Genomic DNA, 20030 nt, shown 5'->3' with positions numbered 1-20030 from the left:
GTATAACTTAAGTGTTTATACAATTATGATTTTAATCATACTTTGAATATATTGTATTCAATGGCTCATCTTAAGCCAACCACTTATTTTTAGTTTTTGAGGAATCAATGTTTAAAAGAACATACAGGAAAGAGGCTCAACAGAGGCTACGCAGTGCAGTAGATAAATACGAAAACGTCTGTAAGTGTTTACAAGATGCGGCTGCAAGTCTTTATCAAAAGCGAGTCAAGCGTGGGGTTGATACTATTAAACTTTGTGAAAGTTACATAAACACACTGGCAAATTCACCAAAAGAATTTAGCAAAGTTATTGCTGAACTTAAATTTCAGCTTAAAGAAATTACAGGTAAAGACTGGCAGCTAATTGATGCAGACACCAATAAAAACTTCGTAGCAGGTTCCACAGCTGGTGCTGGATTAGTTGCCGGAGCAGGAGTTGCCTTTCTTGGCCCGACAGCTGCAATGGCGTTTGCAACCACTTTCGGCACAGCGTCAACAGGTGTTGCAATATCTTCTCTTTCCGGTGCTGCGGCTACTAATGCTGCTTTAGCCTTTTTAGGTGGTGGTGCGCTTACTACTGTTGGAGGTACTGGCATGGCAGGTGGAAGTGCATTACTAGCAATGGCTGGGCCTGTTGGCTGGGCTATTGGAGGTGCAGCCTTAGCTACTAGTGGATTAGTTTTAGAGCATGAAAATAAGAAAATTGGCAAAGAAGCCAATAGCCGCGCCTTTGAAATTGAAGGTTTGATACCTAAAGTCAACGCATCAAGACAAGAAGTAGAACTTATTGAGAAGGAAACTATCAGATTAGCTGATCTCATTTATAGCGAAATCCAATACTTCCAAAAGAATGCTCCTAAAGATTACCCAGAATTCAGTCAGCTTTTCAAAGAAAGACTGGCAGTTTTAATTAATTCTATCCATGCGCTGAGTCAGTCACTCAAAAAAACAGTAGACCTCAAGCTGTAGAAATAAATTGTAAGTTTCTAGTGAGCTACTAACCTTGTTTCGTTGGTAGCTCAATTATTTTGCTAGATCAAATCAACACATAAAAGGTTTGGTATATGGATAAACTGGAAAATAGACATCAGACAAATCAATTTATTGCCGCAATAATATTAGAAGATAATTTGCACCATGCAGAACAACTAGCTGGGGAACTCAGTAAACAAGACCAAGCCTTTTTTGCGGCTATTCAAGAAGTTGATAAAGTCCGTGATTTTTTAGCTACTCCTGAAAATATCTTGGCAAATACAAGCACAAAACACGGTGAAATAGCTGAACAAGTAGAAGTTGGTATTCGTAATGCTAAATCGCTCTTGAACTCTTCGACTCCTCGCGCCACATTTGAGGGAGTTGGAAGAACAGCACCAGAAGATTATTTAATTAACGGTGTTCAGGTACAGTCTAAATTTATCAATGGTACTGGAAATACTCTGGATCATGTTCTCGACCACATGAAGAAATATGATAATTTTGGCAGAGATGGGTCTTTTTATCATATCCCTAAAGACCAGTATGACACCATTCAAAAAATTTTGAATGGTGAAAATGTAGAAGGAATAACAACTCGTACTGCTCAAGCAATAAAAGAAAAAGCTCATGAGATAGAACAGCTTTCTGGTCATCATTTTAATCAAACTATCCAACCTGCATCATCTAACTATTCAGATGTACAAATAGGTAAAGTCGATGATACGCTAGCTCGCCATGACAAAGAATTAAAGAGAGATAACGCAGAAATTAAAGACAGAATACGTACCGAAGCTCAACCTAACATAACTGATTTTGGTCGGGTTGCGGTTAAAGGTGCAGTTATAGGAGGTAGCATTAGATTTGCTACTAAAATTTATGGGAAATATAAGGAAGGAAAAAATGTTTTTAAAGGTGAGTTAACACTTGAAGATTGGAAAGAAATTGGTATAGATACAGCTACAGGTGCAACACTTAGTAGTATATCGGCGACGGCGATTTATGGGTTAACTAATTTCAACCAAATGTCTGCTCCTTTAGCTGGTGCATTTGTCAGTGCTGGTATGGAAGTTGCCAGTTTGGTCAGAAGTTGGAATCGCGGAGAAATTTCTTCAGAAGAATTTGTAGAATTGAGTTTATTTGCTTGTGCAGATTCCGCAATGGTGGCAACTGGAGCAGCTATAGGACAAGCATTGATACCTATTCCTGTTGTTGGTGCGGTTATTGGTACAATTGCAGGTCGTATAGTTTCTGATTTCTGTAAAAATTTATTAGGAGAAAATGCAACCCTGTGCAAGCAAGTAGAACAATATTATCAAAAGTTACTTGCTCAAATTGATCAGGATTACAAAACTACTATTGCTAATATTATCGCTACTTATGACAAATTGGGCGACCTAGCTAGAGCAGCTTTTGACTCTAAATTAAACCTAGAATTGAGATTGGAAGCTAGCATTAAACTAGCTGAGTCATATGGCGTTCCTGATTCAAATATTATTCACAATGTAGATGAGCTAGACTTATTTATATTTAGCTGAGTACGAGTAAAGAATAAAATATAAAAAATCGGGACTGAGAAATAAATCTCAGTCCCGATAAAAAAGCGGGCTAACCGCTATTTATATGGTTAACCCGTGCAGCTTTGGGAACGCGCAGAGAAATTGTTATTGCAATACCAACTTCACGTTAGCGTTTTGCAGACCGCGTTGTTTTACTTCAGCCAAAGTTTTGTTAACTGCATACTTTTGGTTGATGGAGTTGATCAACTCGGTTTGGTTGTGCTTCTTAGCAACTCCCCACAAGTCAGCAATTAGGTCAAAAGAACCATCGCTGTTGCGAGACCAGCCGAGGTCATATTCGCCATCCAACATAGCAACGATGTCAGAACGGACACGCTGACCGTTATAACCACGGACATCAGCTTCAGTCTTTACGCTGATACCTAAGTCGCGCAAGGAAGCCTTGAGGATTTCGGCATCGGTGATCTTGGTACGCAGGGTGCTAAAGTGAGACATTTGGGTTTCCTCCAATGATGAAGATTGAGAAAAACGACAACGGTTTGTTTTCGGCGAAGCCGCGCTTATCAGGATGCGGCTTTTCTTATAACTGCTAGCATTGGGAGCTAGCCTTTCCCCCTGGGATGGCAGAGGAAAGCTTTTAAAACTCCATTCGCTGATATTCAGCTACGGAGGATGCTGCGGGGCGTGCGCGCTGTCTGGCCCAATCTCTCAGAGCCGTTACTTGTTCTTGCATCGTTCGAGACAGCGGCAATGTTGCCTTCAGTGCAGCAATAATATCTAGTTGCGTGAACTCCCGATCTTGGGCAAAAGCTTCATACATTGCCGCAACGATCGCTTGCTCAACTTCTGCCCCAGAAAAGCCGTCAGACATCTTAGCTAATTGCTCAAGATCGAATCGAGAGATGTCTTCACGGCGCTTGGTCAGATGAATATTGAAAATCTGCTGCCGTTCTTCCGGTGTTGGCAGATCGACAAAGAAAATCTCATCAAAGCGTCCTTTCCTCAAGAACTCCCCAGGTAAGCGTTCTACTCGGTTGGCAGTTGCCATCACGAACACTGGTGATTTCTTATCTTGCATCCATGTGAGGAAAGAACCGAAGATTCTACTGGAAGTCCCCCCATCAGAATCAGATGAACCTCCACTACCAGCAAAGGATTTATCCAATTCATCGATAAATAAAATCGCTGGGGAAATAGATTCTGCTGTCTTCAGGGCGTTCCGCAAGTTTGCCTCACTTCGTCCCACCATTGAGCCGTCGTAAACTCGCCCCATATCCAACCGCAACAGTGGTAAACCCCACAGCCGGGAAGTCGTTTTGGCAATTAATGACTTACCGCAACCGGGAACTCCGAGAATTAACATCCCTTTTGGTTGAGGCAAACCATACTCTCTCGCTCTTTCTGTGAAAGCGTTAGAGCGTTGCTTGAGCCATCTTTTTAACTCTTCTAAGCCACCTACAGCATCAATGGTTTCATCTTCTTCAATGTATTCTAAGATCCCATTGCGCCGAATCAGTTGCTTTTTCTCAGATAAAACGATATCTACTTCATCTTCCGTCAAACGCCCTGTAGTTACCTGCGCCTTTCGGTAGACTTTCTCAGCTTCATCTTTAGTTAGACCTAAAGCTGCTCTCAGAAGCTTTTCTCTAGCTTCTGTTGTCAGCCGCCGACCACGATTTTGGTCTACGTGCTGAGTCAGTACTTTATTCAACTCCGCCATATCTGGCAGTGTAAAGTCGATAACAACAACTTCTTTTTCCAACTCTATAGGTACTTGCTGCATCGGCGACATCAAAATGATATTCTTTTGCGTACCTTTGAAGCTAGCGATCGCATCACGTAACGATCTGTTTGTTGCAGGCGCATCAATAAAGGGGTGTAAATCTTTAAGAATAAATATACTAGGTTCTTTCTGCCGAATTATCCACTCAATCGCCGCCTCTGGAGACACGGTATTATGTTGGGTGACATTCCGGGGTTGACCATACTCCACAATCCCGTGTGTTACTGTCCAAACAAATACTCGGCGCTGGGGCTTTAACAACTGGGCGATCGTGGAAACTGCTTGCTCGGCCCGCTCTTCCTCGGAGGTCACAAGGTAGATTAAAGGGTATTGAGCTTGAATTAGGATATTGAGCTCTTCTTTCATACTTCGACCTACTTGAGACCTTATAGAGACAGTAGAGACATTGCTTCTGGTAAAGACAACCGAATCATGAATAATTCATAACTCCAATCTATTTAGCAAGGAACTAACTCTTCCTCGCTCTTGGGATGGGTTTCATCTTCATCCATCTCATCAATGGAAAGATGTTGTTGACCAACTACTCCTGGTTGATTGCCTAAAGTAACCAGTTCCCCATCACGTAAGACTAGTGAGCTATCACAAGTTGGGCATGAATAAACTCTATGAGTCCGCCCATAAGAAGAATCTTCTAACTCATCAACCAATTCTTGATTAGACAAGTAAAAACCAAGGGCACGTTCGGCAAGTTCTGACATTGGCTCGGAATCGACTGCTGAACGAATCTTCAGTTTCCTGTGCAACTCTGGCGATAAATACAAAGTGACCTTTTGCTTAGTTTGCGTTTGCATATAACTCTTTAACGGTCTTACCCGGGTATGTATATCAAGGTATCGGTTCTTTTATTGCTTGTCAAGACAGCAAAACGTTTTAACGCTAATTTTGTTACATTTGTTTACAATCGAGGCTGAAATGCTGTTTATTGAGTGATAAATAGCTGATTACAAACCTCTGAGAATTAATCAGGACTTAGGCACTCAAAATCTGAAACCTGAATGGAAATTAGCGATCGCTAAACCAACAATAAACCAATGATTGCCTGAGTTGGCTTATTTTTTAACTATTTGGAGCGTAAGCGGATTAAAGTTGAACACCTTTCCGGTTGTAAACAACTGATATCCACAAGAGATGGCAGCGAATGACACCAGCAGAGAAAAAAGAGACACAGAGCCGATTACAACACCACTGGCAAGGAATAGAGCAATTCCTATGCCAATCAACACCCATCCCAGTATCCGATTATCGCGCCCACTCCAATTTAGAGCTACTACACCTCCCATACACAGCAAAATTCCAGGTGTGCTGCGTAAGTAGACGCTCACATAAATACTTGTACTTAAAAATGTAATGCCTGCTAGGATTAGTCCTAAACCAATAAGCTTGCTGGCAAGGATTACTTGTTCCTCTTGTTTACCGATGGTAGGCGCTGTAATTTTTGTTGGGGCGGAGTTTGGTGTAGGATTTTTTGTGGCAGATGCAGAGTGCTGCTGCACCCTAAACATGAAAGTTATTTTGTCTCCCTGCCCAAGGGAAATTCTATCTCCTGGATGCAGTGGACAAAAAACTTGAGGTTGAAGTTTCGCACCGTTAATGTATGTGCCATTAGAACTGCCCAAATCGGTGATATGGTATTCATCTCCATTTACCCAAATTTGTGCGTGGATGCGAGATGCCACATCCGAATCTGGTAAGCCAGAAATATCAATATCTGGTGGTTTTTGGTCGTTTGGCTTCCCGATGCAAATTACAGAAAGATTTGCTGGAAATTGTAAAGATGCGTTGGTTTGGAAGTGGAAAAGCTCCAAAGTTAGCTCGGCTGTCTGAGATGCACTGTGCATAAATTGTGTGATAAAGCACTCTTTATAAGTTTCCCCACTGAGAACTCAAAAGAGAATGGTAAATATCCTGAATATTATTGAATTTTTAATGAGCGCTCTTTTAGTGCAGTTTCTTCAGGAGTTTACGGATTCGGGAATAGCTAGTAAATTGGCGAAGGTATTGATCTGAGTTTCTGGTACTTCTCTAAAATCAGTGACTTTGGCAAAATGTGTAATGTAAATGGCTACTGCTAATAAAATCTGTAGTTTGGGGCGAAGAATTTATCGGTTTGCCGCCACTGTTAGCGGAGTCATTGCCCTGTTAATAATTTTGTGGGGTTGTACTGCAAATGATTTTAATGCTGGAGCGATCGCCTGGAAAACTTATACCAACTCCCGTTATGGCTTTGAATTTCCATATCCGAGTAACTGGACTTCTTTAGCAGCCCCAGCAAATGATGATGGAGTTGCGTTTATTTCACCACAGGATAACTCAGTGGAAATTCGGGGGTGGGCAAGTCAGAAGTTACCAAATTCGATTGTTACAGGCCAAGAATCTGTGAAAAAGATAAATCCCAACTTTCAAACCGCCCAAGGAGTATCTGGGGTAATGGTTGTAGAAGTTGATCAACGAGTAGGTTCGATGACACTGACACTAACTCAGAGTCAAGTGAAATACTGTTGGCAGGGACGAAGCAAAAGCCAAAAATTTCCAGATTACTATCGTTTGTTTTATTACATTGCCCAACAGTATCGGATTTCCAAGTCTTGAGTTAGGAGTTAGAGAGACGCGATTAATCGCGTCTGTACAGGAGTTAGGAGTTTGGAGTTTGGAGTGAAAAGTTAGGAGAATTGCCTTCATTTTCACCCATTTACCCCTGCTCCCTCATCTCCCTCATCTCCCTCATCTTACCCACTCTGTACTCCACTAAAATCCATATCTCCGCCAGAATGATGATTGAGAAAGGACAGAAACCTGATAGATTTAGCTATCAGCAAGTAAAAACTGGTGAAGATGAAAGTCCTGGTTATTGGTGGTGATGGATATTGCGGTTGGGCAACTGCTCTTTACCTTTCCAATCGAGGTTATGAAGTTGGAATTTTAGATAGTTTGGTGCGGCGGCACTGGGATAATGAACTTGGTGTCGAAACTCTCACGCCGATCGCACTAATTCAGGAACGCCTCCAGCGCTGGCAAGATTTGACAGGTAAATCTATCGATCTGTTCATCGGCGATATTACTAATTACGAGTTTCTCCATAAAACATTACATCAATTTCAGCCAAACGCTCTAGTACATTTTGGTGAACAGCGTTCGGCTCCATTTTCCATGATTGACCGCGAACACGCAGTTCTCACCCAGGTCAATAATGTAGTTGGTACGTTGAACTTACTGTATGCCATGCGGGAAGATTTCCCGGACTGTCATCTGGTGAAGCTGGGGACGATGGGTGAATATGGTACACCCAACATTGACATAGAAGAAGGGTACATCACCATTGAACACAATGGACGCAAGGATACCCTACCTTATCCCAAGCAGCCCGGTTCAATGTACCATTTAAGCAAAGTCCATGATAGTCATAACATCCACTTTGCTTGCCGGATTTGGGGATTGCGGGCAACGGATTTAAATCAGGGTGTGGTTTATGGCGTTTTAACCGAAGAAACGGGGATGGACGAATTATTGATTAATCGGCTGGATTACGATGGTGTGTTTGGTACAGCACTGAACCGCTTTTGTATTCAAGCAGCGATTGGACACCCCTTAACCGTCTATGGTAAAGGTGGGCAAACTCGCGGATTTTTGGATATTCGGGATACAGTCCGATGTGTGGAATTAGCGATCGCTAACCCTGCCGAAGCTGGTGAATTCCGTGTATTTAACCAATTTACCGAACAATTCAGCGTTGGTGACTTGGCATTGATGGTGAAAAAAGCTGGTAACGCTATCGGATTGAATATAGATATCAATCACCTAGATAATCCTAGAGTCGAGAAAGAAGAACATTACTTCAACGCTAAAAACACTAAATTGCTCGATTTAGGTTTACAGCCTCACTTGCTTTCTGATTCTTTACTCGATTCTCTCTTAAACTTTGCCATCAAGTATCAAAAACGAGTTGATCACAAGCAAATTATGCCCAAAGTTTCTTGGCACAGAAATTAGGATAAACCCCAGTAAATAGCGGGTTTAACACTGGTCGTCATGTTTTAGCACAATATGACGACCAATCAATTATTATTTATCAGGCGTATCGTCCAGCTATTAAGCTGAAAAACATCTAATTTGCATAACCGAATTAAACAGAACTCTTGTGGGGTGGGCATCTTGCCCGCCCTAATTATGCACGTTAAATGTGGAACAGCTTACTAAATTTGCGTTTACCATAATTATTTTGACTGTGCAGAATTGATTACAGCACGCGAGACAGTTTACTCTGGTTTAATAGCAAAATGCACTCTAAGCTGAGATTATCTGCCTGGACTGAATAGTTTTATATGAGAATTGCCCTATTCACCGAAACCTTTTTACCCAAGGTTGACGGCATTGTAACGCGCCTGCGCCATACTGTTGACCATTTACAGCGAAGTGGTAATCAAGTGCTGGTGATTGCCCCTGATGGAGGCATCACTGAACACAAAGGCGCTAAAGTTTATGGCGTTACTGGCTTTCCTCTGCCATTATATCCAGAATTGAAAATGGCACTTCCCCGCCCAGCCATTGGGTATGTTTTAGAAGAGTTTAAGCCAGATGTTATTCATGTCGTCAATCCAGCAGTTTTAGGTTTATCTGGCATATTTTATAGCAAAATCCTCAAAATACCCTTAGTGGCGTCTTATCATACGCATTTACCCCAATACCTCCAGCATTACGGCTTGGGGATGCTGGAAGGTTTTCTTTGGGAACTGCTGAAAGGCGCTCATAATCAAGCAGCTTTAAATCTGTGTACCTCCACAGTAATGGTGGAGGAACTGACAGCACATGGTATTGAACGTGTAGATTTATGGCAGCGCGGGGTGGATACGGAATTATTTCACCCCGATTTAGCTAGTGTAGAGATGCGATCGCGCCTATCGCAAAATCATCCAGAAAGCCCATTGCTACTTTACGTGGGGCGGCTTTCTGCTGAAAAAGAAATTGAGCGCATTAAACCCATTTTAGAGGCAATTCCCCAAGCGCGGTTGGCATTGGTTGGGGATGGCCCCCACCGTCAAGCACTGGAAAAACACTTTGCTGGCACAAACACTTATTTTGTTGGCTATCTCATGGGGAAAGAGTTAGGTGCTGCCTTTGCGAGTGCTGATGCCTTTATCTTTCCTTCCCGTACAGAAACACTAGGCTTAGTACTACTAGAAGCGATGGCTGCTGGCTGTCCGGTGGTAGCAGCCCGTTCGGGAGGGATTCCTGATATTGTGACAGATGGCGTAAATGGATATCTTTTCGAGCCAACAGCAGATGTTCAAGGAGCATTAGCTGCTACTATTCGCCTCTTAGAACAAAAACAACAACGAGACATCATCCGTCAAAATGCTCGCCAGGAAGCAGAAAGTTGGGGTTGGGCGGCTGCCACTAGGCAGCTACAAGATTACTATCAAAAGGTGATATTTGCTGAACAGTTGGCAAAATAGGGGAGTGGGGAGTAGGGAGTGGGGAATCTCACTTCTTTACTCGGAACTGTTTTGCCCAATGCCCAAAATCCAAAATCTAAAATCTAAAATCTAAAATTCCCATGACACTCCCCAACCCTGGCAGCGTCTTGGCTACATTAACTGAACTGACTCAAGTTAATCGTACTCACGCCCTACTGCGTCGCGTTAAAGATTTATCTGTTAATGAATTTGTTTGTTTACTCGACTTCATAACTGCTGAGTTCCAGCAATTTCTTAGAGCCATTGAACTGATTAATAATGAAGCTCTAGAAACTATGTTGGAGAAGGTGCTAGAAGCAATCACACTCAAAATTGGTCAAATCCTGCAAGCAGAACACACAGCTATTTTTTTAGTTGACTATGACAAAGGTCAACTGTGGTCAAAAGTTCCCCAAGATAATACCCAAAAATTCTTAGAAATTCGGACTCCCATTACAGTGGGTATCCCCGGTCATGTTGCTAGTACAGGTGAATATCTAAATATATCTGAAACTTATACTCATCCCTTATTTAGCCCAGAACTTGAAAAACAAATGGGCTACAAAATCCATAATATTTTATGTATGCCTGTTATCAGTAGCAAAAACCAGACTGTAGCAGTAGTTCAACTAGCTAATAAAACCGGGAATGTTCCGTTTAATTCTGATGATGAAGAACGTTTTCGAGACTTTGCCGCTTCTATTGGTATTATTCTGGAAAGCTGCCAATCTTTTTATGTAGCAGCTCGCAATCAACGAGGCGCAACGGCTTTGTTGCGGGCAACTCAGACACTGGGGCAAAGTCTGGATTTAGAAGCAACTTTGCAGATAGTCATGGAGCAAGCTCGAATTTTAATGCAAGCAGACCGCAGCACACTATTTTTATATCGTAAAGAGATGAGCGAACTCTGGACGAAAGTAGCAGCGGCGGCAGATGGCACAAACTTGATAGAAATCCGCATTCCCGCGAACCGTGGTATTGCTGGCTATGTGGCCTCCACTGGTGAAGCCTTAAATATTTCCGATGCCTATAAAGATCCCCGCTTTGACCCGACTACAGATAGAAAAACTGGTTATAGAACTCGTAATATCCTATGTTTGCCAGTATTTAATTCTGCAAATGAATTGATTGGGGTAACACAATTAATTAATAAGCAACAAAGCAGTTTTACTGCATCTGATGAAGAGTTTATGCGGGCTTTTAATATTCAGGCAGGAATTGCTTTAGAAAATGCTCGTCTGTTTGAAAATGTGCTGTTAGAAAAACAGTATCAAAAAGACATTTTGCAAAGTCTGTCAGATGCTGTGATTTCTACAGATATGGCAGGACGGATTGTCACGATTAATGATGCAGCACTGGAGTTACTGGGTTGTCCGATAGGAGACGCTAATACTAAAAATTACAAGCTTTTGTGGGAACAAAATTTGATTGGTCGCCTAGTTTGGGAAGTTGTGCCGATTGATAATCTGCAAATGCGGCTAGAAGATAGTTTAAAAACTGGGGCTAAACATTATGTGCCAGAGCAAAGTTTGCTGGTGGGACTATACCAAGTTATGAGTGAGGAGTTAGGAGTTAAAAGTGAAACTCAATACGGGCTAAACGCCCCGCTACCGTTAACAGGAATTAGGAATCAGCATTCAATTTTAGCAGTGCGCGATCGCACTAATCCCAATGTCTTCATTCCCTGGAATTTACCCCTCACTCCCCAATCTGAGTTTCTCACTTCCGATCAGGTGCAACAATTAGAACGCAGTACGAATCTCACTGTTAATCCCCTAACTAACCCAGAAGGCGGTGTTCGGGGTGGTTTGGTCGTGTTGGAAGACATCAGTCAGGAAAAACGGATGAAAACTACCATGTCCCGCTATTTAACGCCTCATGTAGCCGAACAAGTTATGGCTCTGGGGGAAGATGCTTTAATGGTGGGTGAGCGCAAGGAAGTAACCATCTTGTTTTCTGATATCCGGGGCTACACAACACTTACGGAAAATCTCGGTGCAGCTGAGGTGGTATCGCTGCTCAATCAGTATTTTGAAACGATGGTGGAGGCGGTTTTTAACTACGAAGGCACTCTCGATAAATTTATTGGTGATGCCTTAATGGCGGTATTTGGTGCGCCGCTACCACTTACAGAAAATCATGCTTGGAGGGCTGTGCAGTCAGCCTTAGATATGAGACGCCGCCTAGAGGAATTTAACCAACGACGAATTATCCAGGCGCAGCCACAAATTCGTATTGGCATTGGGATTAGTTCTGGGGATGTGGTTTCGGGTAATATTGGTTCCCGCAAACGGATGGATTACACCGTAATTGGGGATGGTGTAAATTTGAGTTCACGTTTGGAAGCGGTAACTAAGGATTATGGTTGTGATATACTTTTGAGTGAATTTACTTACCAGCTTTGCAGCGATCGCATTTGGGTGCGCGAGTTAGATAAAATTCGCGTCAAAGGGAAACACCAAGCGGTGAATATCTACGAGTTAATTGGCGATCGCAATACTACCCTAGATGCCAATACTCAAGAGTTTTTATTTCACTATCATACTGGACGCTCGGCTTATTTATCGCGCAACTTCTCACAAGCGATCATCTGTTTTCAAGCCGCCAAATGCATTCAACCCCAAGACCAAGCTGTTGATATCCACCTAGAACGTGCGCGTAATTATCAACAAACGCCGCCCCCAGAACATTGGGATGGTGTTTGGACAATAGTTACTAAGTAGTCATTTGTCATTTGTCATTGGGCATTGGTTATTTCCCCTCATCTCCCTCATCTCCCTCATCTCCCCTTTACCCTTGAGCCTCTCCCTGGTCATCCTGAAAGGGGTCTTCGCCAATTCTTAGCTCTTTTTTTGAGCGTTTCAACTGTTTCCATAAATCCTTTATTTGTTCGTAAGCTGCACCTGGAGGCAGTTTTCCACCTGTTTCTAAGTTGCAAATGTAGCTGACGCGTTGGGCAAATTCCTGTAGATTCGCATTAAAAACCAAGTTTTCTGGCTTGACCTGACCGTAGTAGCGACCACGAGGATAGAGAAAATCATCCTTGTTCACTATTTTGTTCTCCAATTTATTCACCTCTTTTTCTGTTTAAATCTTTAAAGCTTAATTACTAGCTACGCTGATCTTTACTTTCGTCAGACTAGGGGAAATCAAATCATCCAACTCCTTTTCCAATCGGTGATGCGGGAATTGGTTAATTCAGATTTTGAGACTAGAAGATAAAGCTTGAAATACTTTTGTTGTAAATGTTACAAAAAAAGTTTCTGCTAAAGTAACTACAAAGAATATTTGACTTTCCTCCCGGTTGTCAATTTCTCTCATCTTAATTTATGAAGTTCCGATTGTAACTAACCTCAGCCGAAACCCTGAGTTACAAACTATTAAAACATAACCGTATGTCTTAGTAAAATTTTATCCGCAATATTTCTTACAGAGGCGTAAATAAAAGCACTTGCATTAACATACTATTTATCAAAGCCAATCGTCCTCTGTTAAAAGTTAGAGATTCAGTTGTGAATCTTTAGCAACTTGCTGCTAACCAATGACTAAGAACAGGGCATTGGGCATTGGACATTGATTATTTCTCCCTGATATCCCTTATCTTCGTCTGCCCCTCTGCCCAATTATCGGCATCCCCGCATCCTCTTAAATAATCACCAATGGTTAATAGTTAATAACTAAAGATAAAATGGTGAAGCTTCAAAGGACAACCTTTGGTTCATCGCCTAGAACTTACCTGCCACCATGTCTGTTAATTCCAAATTATACGAAGGCAAAGCGAAAATTCTTTATACAACGGACGATCCGGAAGTCTTGTTGGCCGATTTTAAAGACGACGCCACGGCGTTTAACGCCCAAAAGCGTGGCAGCATCCAAGATAAGGGAAAAATTAATTGTAGCATTTCCAGCCAGCTTTTTAAACAGTTGGAGGCAAATGGTATAAAGACTCACTTTATCGACAGCCCCGCCCCGAATCAGATGCGGGTGAGAGCAGTAAAGATTTTACCCTTAGAAGTAGTTATCAGAAATATTGCTGCTGGCAGTCTGTGTCAGCAAACAGGGTTACCAGTGGGTACAATTCTGAAAAAGCCTTTGGTTGAGTTTTATTACAAAAACGATCAGTTAGGAGATCCTTTGTTGACACGCGATCGCCTGTACCTGCTAGAACTAGCTACTGCGGAACAAGTAGACGCAATTACACATCTAGCATTGCAAATCAACGAATTTCTCAGTAACTTTTGGCAACGGTGCGGCATTACCCTAGTAGACTTCAAACTAGAGTTTGGTTTGGACTCACAACAGCAGTTGCTCTTGGCAGACGAAATTAGCCCCGATACCTGCCGTTTGTGGGATACCGCAGAAGAGGACTCAAACCGCCGAGTAATGGACAAAGACCGCTTTCGCCGAGACTTAGGAAATGTAGAGAATGCCTACCAGGAGGTTTTACAAAGAGTGCTAAAAGCGGTACAGAGTAATAACTAAATGGGCAAAAATCAATTAAACTCGTGTGGATTGTCATTTGTCATTTGTCTTTGGTAAATAATACCCAATGCCCAATATTTCTCTACCTTGGGCTGCGCCAACGGCAACGCTCAGTACAAGTGCCCAATACTTCTCTACGAGAGGCTGCACTTCAACAAAGCTCAGTGACCACGCCAACGGCAACGCTCAGTACAAGTGCCCAATGCCCAATGCCCAATGACTAATTTGTGATGGTGTGTGTGTGGTCGTGAATAGGAATCATAAGTAAAATGCGTTTATCTCCCGTATTGCTGGCAGCAGTAGCAATTGCAGCCCCTTTGGGCGGCTCAATGAGTGCAAATGCACAAACCGCCAACAGTTCAAAACTGACAACAGAAGTTTTGACACTAGGAACAAATGAGCAGCCAGAAAAGGACACTGGTCAGGGTGACTCTAGTGATTTAAAATCTCGACCTAATCCCACAGGGGTTACAGAGGCGGAACATCTACAATCTCCCATTGCCACAGTTTACCCTGTCAATCGAGCAGCGATGCCATTCGCGGAGCGTCTCGTAGAGAAGGCGGGCTACGCCGAAGCAAAACCAGGGGTAATAGTACCAACCTCGACAACGCCAAGAACTGCACAAGCCCCTCTAATAAATCCCAACCCTACTCAACAGCCATCAACTGCTCCAGTCATTCCACCCCCAGGTACTCAAGAACAAACACCTTCGCCAACTCTTGAGACTACTCCAGTCCCAGGAAATGTCAATCCACCGACAACCGAACCTTTATTACCCACAACTCCAGAACCATCAACTGCTCCAGTCATTCCACCCCCAGGTACTCAAGAACAAACACCTTCGCCAACTCTTGAGACTACTCCAGTCCCAGGAAATGTCAATCCACCGACAAACGAACCTTTATTACCCACAACTCCAGAACCATCAACCGCTCCAGGCATTGCACCCCCAGGTACTCAACAACGAACACCTACCCCAAGCCCAGGCGGGACTCCAAATCCGCAGAATGTTAGCCCGCCGATAACTCCGGGAAATACTCAACCCAACACAGCCCCAGAAGCCAATGACCCCCGTGTACTGGTGTCGGAAGTAGTAGTTAGATCCCAGGCTGGGCAACTATCACCAGAATTAGAAGACCAAGTTTACAGAGTAATCCGTACCCAACCAGGACGAACGACAACCCGCAGCCAACTGCAAGAAGATATTAACGCCATTTTTGGTACTGGCTTCTTCTCCAACGTCCAAGCCGCGCCAGAAGATACGCCCTTGGGAGTGCGAGTGAGCTTTGTAGTACAGCCTAACCCCGTCCTCACCAAGGTACAGGTACAAGCCAACCCTGGTACTGGTGTTGCTTCCGTACTACCACCTAACACTGTAGATGAAGTCTTTCGCCAGCAGTATGGTAAAATCCTCAACTTGCGTGACTTGCAGGAAGGCATCAAGCAGTTAAACAAGCGGTATCAAGACCAAGGTTACGTGCTAGCCAACGTGATTGGAGCGCCACAAGTCTCTGAAAACGGAATTGTCACCTTGCAAATAGCAGAAGGGGTAGTAGAAAACATTAGAGTCCGGTTCCGCAATAAAGATGGTCAGGAGACAGACGAGAAGGGACAACCGATTCGCGGACGGACGCAAGATTACATCATTAAACGAGAATTGGAATTAAAGCCAGGACAAGTATTCAACCGCAACACGGTGCAAAAAGACCTACAGCGAGTGTATGGACTGGGACTGTTTGAAGATGTAAATGTCTCCCTTGACCCTGGTACTGACCCCAGCAAGGTGGATGTAGTAGTGAATGTAGCTGAACGCGGTAGCGGTTCTATTGCAGCTGGGGCAGGGATTAGTTCTGCTAGCGGACTGTTTGGCACAGTTAGCTATCAACAGCAAAACCTGAACGGTAGGAACCAAAAACTGGGTGCAGAGGTACAGGTGGGAGAGCGAGAACTGCTGTTTGACCTGCGGTATACAGACCCCTGGATCGCCGGAGATCCCTACCGGACTTCCTACACAGTCAATCTTTTTCGCCGCAGTTCCATTTCGTTGATTTTTGATGGCAAAGATCAGGATATTAGAACATTTGACCCAGGAAATCCCACTAATACAGATTCTCACGATAGCCCTCGCATTCTCCGTCTAGGTGGTGGTGTCACCTTTACCCGTCCCCTGTCCTCCAATCCCTACAAAACTTCCGTATGGAGTGCCTCAGCCGGTTTACAGTATCAACGAGTTTCCGCCCGTGATGCCGATGGCAATCTCAGAAAAACAGGAGCGATATTTGATGAGAATAATGGGAACCGCATCAGCCAAGAAGTTCCACTTAGCTTCTCTGGTTCAGGTGAAGACGACTTGGTGCTATTGCAACTAGGGGTACAGCGCGATCTCCGTAATAACCCCTTGCAGCCTACCAGTGGTTCTTATCTCCGCCTTGGAATCGATCAGTCAGTGCCTGTGGGACTAGGCAGCATTTTCCTCACCAGATTACGGGGTAGCTACAGCCAATATTTACCCATCAAGCTGATTAGTTTCTCCAAAGGGGCACAAACTCTAGCATTTAACTTCCAAGCAGGAACCATTTTCGGTGACTTGCCTCCCTACGAAGCTTTTACCCTTGGGGGTAGCAACTCCGTCCGGGGTTATGAAGAAGGAGCATTAGGTAGTGGACGCAGTTATGTGCAAGCATCAGTTGAGTATCGGTTCCCAGTTTTTTCAGTAGTTAGCGGCGCACTATTTTTTGATATCGGCAGTGACCTGGGTACTAGTACCCTAGCAGCTGATGTGCTCAATAAGAACGGAAGTGGCTACGGCTATGGTCTCGGCGTTCGCGTCCAGTCTCCACTAGGGCCAATTCGTATTGACTATGGTATCAACGATGACGGTGATAGCCGGATTAATTTTGGTATTGGCGAAAGGTTTTAACCAGTTAGGAGTTAGGAGTTATGAATTTTAATTCCTCATTCCTCACTCTTAACTAATAACTTTTTTGGATTAGCTTGCTAATTTTTACATTTACCTCAATACTGTTCCGATAAAGGGATTAATGACATTTTTAGGGGAATATCAGGGATTTTACCAAAACAGACGATGAACAATACTAAAGGAAATATATTGACTTTTCGGTTATGCAGCAACACACTCTAGCAGGCCAAATCACTCAAACAGGGGTGGGACTGCATAGCGGTGTGAGTACCCAGGTGCGGATACTACCAGCTGAGGCGGGAAGTGGACGCTACTTTGTGCGGGTGGATTTACCGGATTTGCCGATCATTCCAGCTCAAGTTGCGGCAGTTAGTCACACTGTTCTCTCAACTCAGTTGGGTAAGGGTGAGGTATATGTTCGCACGGTAGAACATTTGTTGGCAGCGCTTTCGGGTATGGGTGTGGATAATGCCCGGATTGAAATTGATGGCCCAGAGGTTCCACTTTTGGATGGTTCAGCAAGTGTGTGGACAGCCAACATTGCCCAAGTTGGCTTAGTATCACAACCGGTTAACAACCAAGTTCCCAAGGCTATTACAGAACCAATATGGGTCTATCAAGGGGATGCCTTTGTATGTGCCCTCCCAGCACCAGAAACCCGCTTTAGTTACGGTATTGATTTTGACCTGCCCGCCATTGGTAATCAATGGCATAGTTGGTCACCAAATGCTGAACTAGAAAAAGCTTCTGCTAGCTTTGCTGCGGAAATTGCTCCTGCCCGTACTTTTGGGTTACTGCATCAAATTGAACACTTACAAAAAACAGGTTTAATTAAAGGTGGCAGTTTGGATAATGCACTCGTTTGTGGATCAGAAGGCTGGCTAAATCCACCATTGAGATTTGCAAATGAGCCAGTCCGTCATAAAATCTTGGATTTAGTAGGAGATTTAAGTTTACTAGGAACTTTTCCTACTGCTCATTTCTTAGCGTATAAAGCCAGTCATAATTTACACATTCAGCTGGCTCAAAGAATTTTAGATTTTGGACTTCGGGATCGCTCAGTCGAACGATTTTAGATTTGGGATTGGATCTAAAGCCTAAAACCCTGGATTATTAAGGCTTTGGATATACGCCTGCCTACTCAACTTTCAGATGAAAAATTAACCACACGGCCAATGTCAATCCTCACTGAAGTGAATATCATCGATACGGCTACACCTACATCTACCGAACCACAGGCTATAAATGAGACTAAAATCAGTTCTGAGATTAAAACAACTTTCACATCTGAAGAAATTCAGAAATTGCTACCCCACCGCTACCCATTTTTACTTGTAGACAAAATAATTGACTACGTTCCAGGTAAAAAAGCTGTAGGCGTTAAAAATGTCACTATCAACGAACCCCATTTCCAAGGACATTTCCCTGGACGTTCACTGATGCCAGGGGTGCTAATTGTCGAAGCAATGGCACAAGTTGGGGGCATTGTCCTAACTCAAATGTCTCCGGTAGAAGGCGGGTTGTTCGTCTTCGCTGGTATCGATAAAGTCCGCTTTCGCCGCCAGGTCGTACCGGGAGATCAACTAGTAATGACGGTGGAACTGTTATGGGTAAAACAACGTCGTTTCGGTAAGATGCAAGGTCGTGCCGAAGTTGACGGTCAACTTGCTTGTGAAGGGGAATTAATGTTTTCTCTAGTTAACTAAAAGTTTGCTTTCGTGGTGTGGGCATAGCCGTGACATGCCCCTACTGAATCCTGAAAAAGGATAACAGTAAAAAAAAATCCACGACAGCATCTGATAATTTCTTGATTTTCGACGCCCTCTTGACGAGATGCACTCACAAACACACTTAACTTGCTTTGCCCGACACTTTCGTTCACTGAAATACTTCACGCTCAACAACGCCAGTCGCCTCGATGGGACGGCAGTCGGTACAACTCTCTTAACCAGAGTAACACGCTGCCTCAGAAACCCGGCCCGGCGCTGGATTATCAAGACAGTTCTGGAGATTCACCCTTGAAAACGCTAATTCATCCAACTGCTGTAATTGATCCGAAATCGGAACTCCACCATACAGTGCAAGTCGGTGCCTATGCTGTGATTGGAGCGCATGTCAAAGTAGGCCCTGAAACAATAATCGGCGCTCATGCAGTGCTAGAGGGGCCTTGTGAAATTGGGGCGCAAAATCAGATTTTTACAGGTGCAGCCATCGGCATGGAACCCCAGGATCTCAAGTTTGTGGGAGAACCAACCTGGGTCAAAATTGGTGATAACAACTTGATTCGTGAGTACGTTACGATTAACCGCGCTACCGGTGCTGGTGAAGCGACGGTAATTGGTGATGGTAACTTGCTGATGGCTTATGTTCATGTGGCTCATAACTGCGTGATTGAAGACCAAGTAGTGATTGCTAACTCTGTGGCGTTGGCAGGTCATGTCCATATAGAGTCACGCGCTAGGCTGAGTGGGGTTTTAGGTGTCCATCAATTTGTGCGTATTGGTAGACAGGCAATGGTGGGAGGCATGGCACGTATTGACCGGGATGTGGCCCCATATATGCTCGTGGAGGGAAATCCGGCGCGGGTACGAACCCTCAACCTTGTCGGACTTAAACGGTCTGGTATGGACTCAGCAGATTTGCAAATGCTGAAAAAAGCCTTCCGCATTCTCTACCGTTCTGATTTGTCCTTTAAGGATGCTTTGGAACAGTTGGAATTGTTAGGGGATAGCAAAGAATTGCAGCATCTGCGACGCTTTTTGCTACTTTCTCAGATGCCAGGAAGGCGTGGCTTGATTCCCGGTAAGGGGAAAAAAGGCGCGAGTGATGAATCGTGAGTTATGAGTTAGGAGTTATGAGTTATGAGTTAAATTTTTAACTCC

General features: G+C 43.7%; 17 protein-coding genes. 12 read left to right on the top strand and 5 right to left on the bottom strand.

Features of this window, described 5'->3' with window-relative positions; all coding sequences use genetic code 11:
* Positions 1–107 precede the first annotated feature (107 nt).
* A complete protein-coding gene (locus tag HWQ23_RS26110; RefSeq protein ID WP_292834902.1) occupies positions 108–968 on the top strand; it encodes a hypothetical protein in 861 nt (286 codons plus the stop codon).
* A gap of 95 nt (positions 969–1063) precedes the next feature.
* A complete protein-coding gene (locus HWQ23_RS26105) occupies positions 1064–2509 on the top strand; it encodes a hypothetical protein (RefSeq protein ID WP_292834899.1) in 1446 nt (481 codons plus the stop codon).
* A 126-nt stretch (positions 2510–2635) separates the two neighbouring features.
* On the opposite strand, the gene HWQ23_RS26100 is transcribed toward HWQ23_RS26105, so the two are convergent.
* The 4 genes from HWQ23_RS26100 to HWQ23_RS26085 all read right to left on the bottom strand — a co-directional run bounded on the left by HWQ23_RS26100 (position 2636) and on the right by HWQ23_RS26085 (position 6133).
* A complete protein-coding gene (locus HWQ23_RS26100) occupies positions 2636–2986 on the bottom strand; it encodes a DUF1257 domain-containing protein (RefSeq protein WP_012407317.1) in 351 nt (116 codons plus the stop codon).
* 142 nt (positions 2987–3128) lie between these two features.
* Positions 3129–4640, bottom strand: a complete 1512-nt coding sequence (gene ycf46, locus HWQ23_RS26095) for a stress-responsive protein Ycf46 (protein ID WP_273762402.1) — start codon at positions 4638–4640, stop codon at positions 3129–3131.
* 92 nt (positions 4641–4732) lie between these two features.
* Positions 4733–5086 (bottom strand): slr0373 family blue light stress response protein, encoded by a 354-nt coding sequence (locus HWQ23_RS26090; RefSeq protein WP_292834896.1) that lies wholly within the window; start codon positions 5084–5086, stop codon positions 4733–4735.
* Between the two features lie 258 nt (positions 5087–5344).
* Complete coding sequence (locus tag HWQ23_RS26085; protein WP_292834893.1) at positions 5345–6133, bottom strand: FHA domain-containing protein; 789 nt, start codon at positions 6131–6133, stop codon at positions 5345–5347.
* Between the two features lie 220 nt (positions 6134–6353).
* On the opposite strand from HWQ23_RS26085, the gene HWQ23_RS26080 reads away from it, so the two are divergent.
* The 4 genes from HWQ23_RS26080 (at position 6354) to HWQ23_RS26065 (ending at position 12468) form a co-directional block, all read left to right on the top strand.
* The gene (locus tag HWQ23_RS26080; protein WP_292834890.1) at positions 6354–6884 is read left to right on the top strand and encodes a hypothetical protein; all 531 of its coding nucleotides are present in this window, start codon (positions 6354–6356) and stop codon (positions 6882–6884) included.
* A 243-nt stretch (positions 6885–7127) separates the two neighbouring features.
* On the top strand, positions 7128–8282 hold the full coding sequence (locus tag HWQ23_RS26075) for an NAD-dependent epimerase/dehydratase family protein (protein WP_292834973.1): 1155 nt from the start codon (positions 7128–7130) through the stop codon (positions 8280–8282).
* A 332-nt stretch (positions 8283–8614) separates the two neighbouring features.
* The gene (locus HWQ23_RS26070) at positions 8615–9745 is read left to right on the top strand and encodes a glycosyltransferase family 4 protein (protein ID WP_292834887.1); all 1131 of its coding nucleotides are present in this window, start codon (positions 8615–8617) and stop codon (positions 9743–9745) included.
* A gap of 101 nt (positions 9746–9846) precedes the next feature.
* Complete coding sequence (locus HWQ23_RS26065) at positions 9847–12468, top strand: adenylate/guanylate cyclase domain-containing protein (RefSeq protein ID WP_292834884.1); 2622 nt, start codon at positions 9847–9849, stop codon at positions 12466–12468.
* Between the two features lie 67 nt (positions 12469–12535).
* Here the strand turns inward: HWQ23_RS26065 and HWQ23_RS26060 are convergent, their stop codons facing one another.
* Positions 12536–12796 (bottom strand): DUF7219 family protein, encoded by a 261-nt coding sequence (locus HWQ23_RS26060; protein WP_292834881.1) that lies wholly within the window; start codon positions 12794–12796, stop codon positions 12536–12538.
* A 693-nt stretch (positions 12797–13489) separates the two neighbouring features.
* On the opposite strand from HWQ23_RS26060, the gene purC reads away from it, so the two are divergent.
* The 6 genes from purC to lpxA all read left to right on the top strand — a co-directional run bounded on the left by purC (position 13490) and on the right by lpxA (position 19985).
* Positions 13490–14227 carry a phosphoribosylaminoimidazolesuccinocarboxamide synthase gene (gene purC / locus HWQ23_RS26055; RefSeq protein WP_292834878.1) on the top strand — a complete coding sequence of 246 codons (738 nt, stop codon included), beginning with the start codon at positions 13490–13492 and terminating at the stop codon, positions 14225–14227.
* A gap of 23 nt (positions 14228–14250) precedes the next feature.
* Positions 14251–14451: a hypothetical protein gene (locus tag HWQ23_RS26050; protein WP_292834875.1), complete on the top strand. Its 201-nt coding sequence runs from the start codon at positions 14251–14253 to the stop codon at positions 14449–14451.
* 45 nt (positions 14452–14496) lie between these two features.
* Complete coding sequence (locus HWQ23_RS26045) at positions 14497–17148, top strand: BamA/TamA family outer membrane protein (RefSeq protein ID WP_292834872.1); 2652 nt, start codon at positions 14497–14499, stop codon at positions 17146–17148.
* A 203-nt stretch (positions 17149–17351) separates the two neighbouring features.
* The gene (gene lpxC / locus HWQ23_RS26040; RefSeq protein ID WP_292834869.1) at positions 17352–18224 is read left to right on the top strand and encodes a UDP-3-O-acyl-N-acetylglucosamine deacetylase; all 873 of its coding nucleotides are present in this window, start codon (positions 17352–17354) and stop codon (positions 18222–18224) included.
* Positions 18225–18323: 99 nt separating this feature from the next.
* The gene (fabZ, locus tag HWQ23_RS26035) at positions 18324–18854 is read left to right on the top strand and encodes a 3-hydroxyacyl-ACP dehydratase FabZ (RefSeq protein ID WP_292834866.1); all 531 of its coding nucleotides are present in this window, start codon (positions 18324–18326) and stop codon (positions 18852–18854) included.
* Positions 18855–19166: 312 nt separating this feature from the next.
* Positions 19167–19985, top strand: a complete 819-nt coding sequence (gene lpxA, locus HWQ23_RS26030; protein WP_292834970.1) for an acyl-ACP--UDP-N-acetylglucosamine O-acyltransferase — start codon at positions 19167–19169, stop codon at positions 19983–19985.
* Positions 19986–20030: the final 45 nt, after the last annotated feature.

Origin of the sequence: Nostoc sp. JL33 (assembly GCF_017114985.1) — a bacterium.
GTDB lineage: Bacteria > Cyanobacteriota > Cyanobacteriia > Cyanobacteriales > Nostocaceae > Nostoc.
The sequence above is the reverse complement of the archived record's forward strand: the minus strand, read 5'-3'. Positions and strand labels throughout refer to the sequence as shown.

Excerpts from the sequence above, each read along its gene's own strand:
- HWQ23_RS26110 (WP_292834902.1), top strand. The coding sequence starts at position 108 with ATGTTTAAAAGAACATACAGGAAAGAGGCTCAACAGAGGCTACGCAGT.
- HWQ23_RS26105 (WP_292834899.1), top strand. The coding sequence starts at position 1,064 with ATGGATAAACTGGAAAATAGACATCAGACAAATCAATTTATTGCCGCA.
- HWQ23_RS26100 (WP_012407317.1), bottom strand. The coding sequence starts at position 2,986 with ATGTCTCACTTTAGCACCCTGCGTACCAAGATCACCGATGCCGAAATC.
- ycf46 (WP_273762402.1), bottom strand. The coding sequence starts at position 4,640 with ATGAAAGAAGAGCTCAATATCCTAATTCAAGCTCAATACCCTTTAATC.
- HWQ23_RS26090 (WP_292834896.1), bottom strand. The coding sequence starts at position 5,086 with ATGCAAACGCAAACTAAGCAAAAGGTCACTTTGTATTTATCGCCAGAG.
- HWQ23_RS26085 (WP_292834893.1), bottom strand. The coding sequence starts at position 6,133 with ATGCACAGTGCATCTCAGACAGCCGAGCTAACTTTGGAGCTTTTCCAC.
- HWQ23_RS26080 (WP_292834890.1), top strand. The coding sequence starts at position 6,354 with ATGGCTACTGCTAATAAAATCTGTAGTTTGGGGCGAAGAATTTATCGG.
- HWQ23_RS26075 (WP_292834973.1), top strand. The coding sequence starts at position 7,128 with ATGAAAGTCCTGGTTATTGGTGGTGATGGATATTGCGGTTGGGCAACT.
- HWQ23_RS26070 (WP_292834887.1), top strand. The coding sequence starts at position 8,615 with ATGAGAATTGCCCTATTCACCGAAACCTTTTTACCCAAGGTTGACGGC.
- HWQ23_RS26065 (WP_292834884.1), top strand. The coding sequence starts at position 9,847 with ATGACACTCCCCAACCCTGGCAGCGTCTTGGCTACATTAACTGAACTG.
- purC (WP_292834878.1), top strand. The coding sequence starts at position 13,490 with ATGTCTGTTAATTCCAAATTATACGAAGGCAAAGCGAAAATTCTTTAT.
- HWQ23_RS26045 (WP_292834872.1), top strand. The coding sequence starts at position 14,497 with ATGCGTTTATCTCCCGTATTGCTGGCAGCAGTAGCAATTGCAGCCCCT.
- lpxC (WP_292834869.1), top strand. The coding sequence starts at position 17,352 with ATGCAGCAACACACTCTAGCAGGCCAAATCACTCAAACAGGGGTGGGA.
- fabZ (WP_292834866.1), top strand. The coding sequence starts at position 18,324 with ATGTCAATCCTCACTGAAGTGAATATCATCGATACGGCTACACCTACA.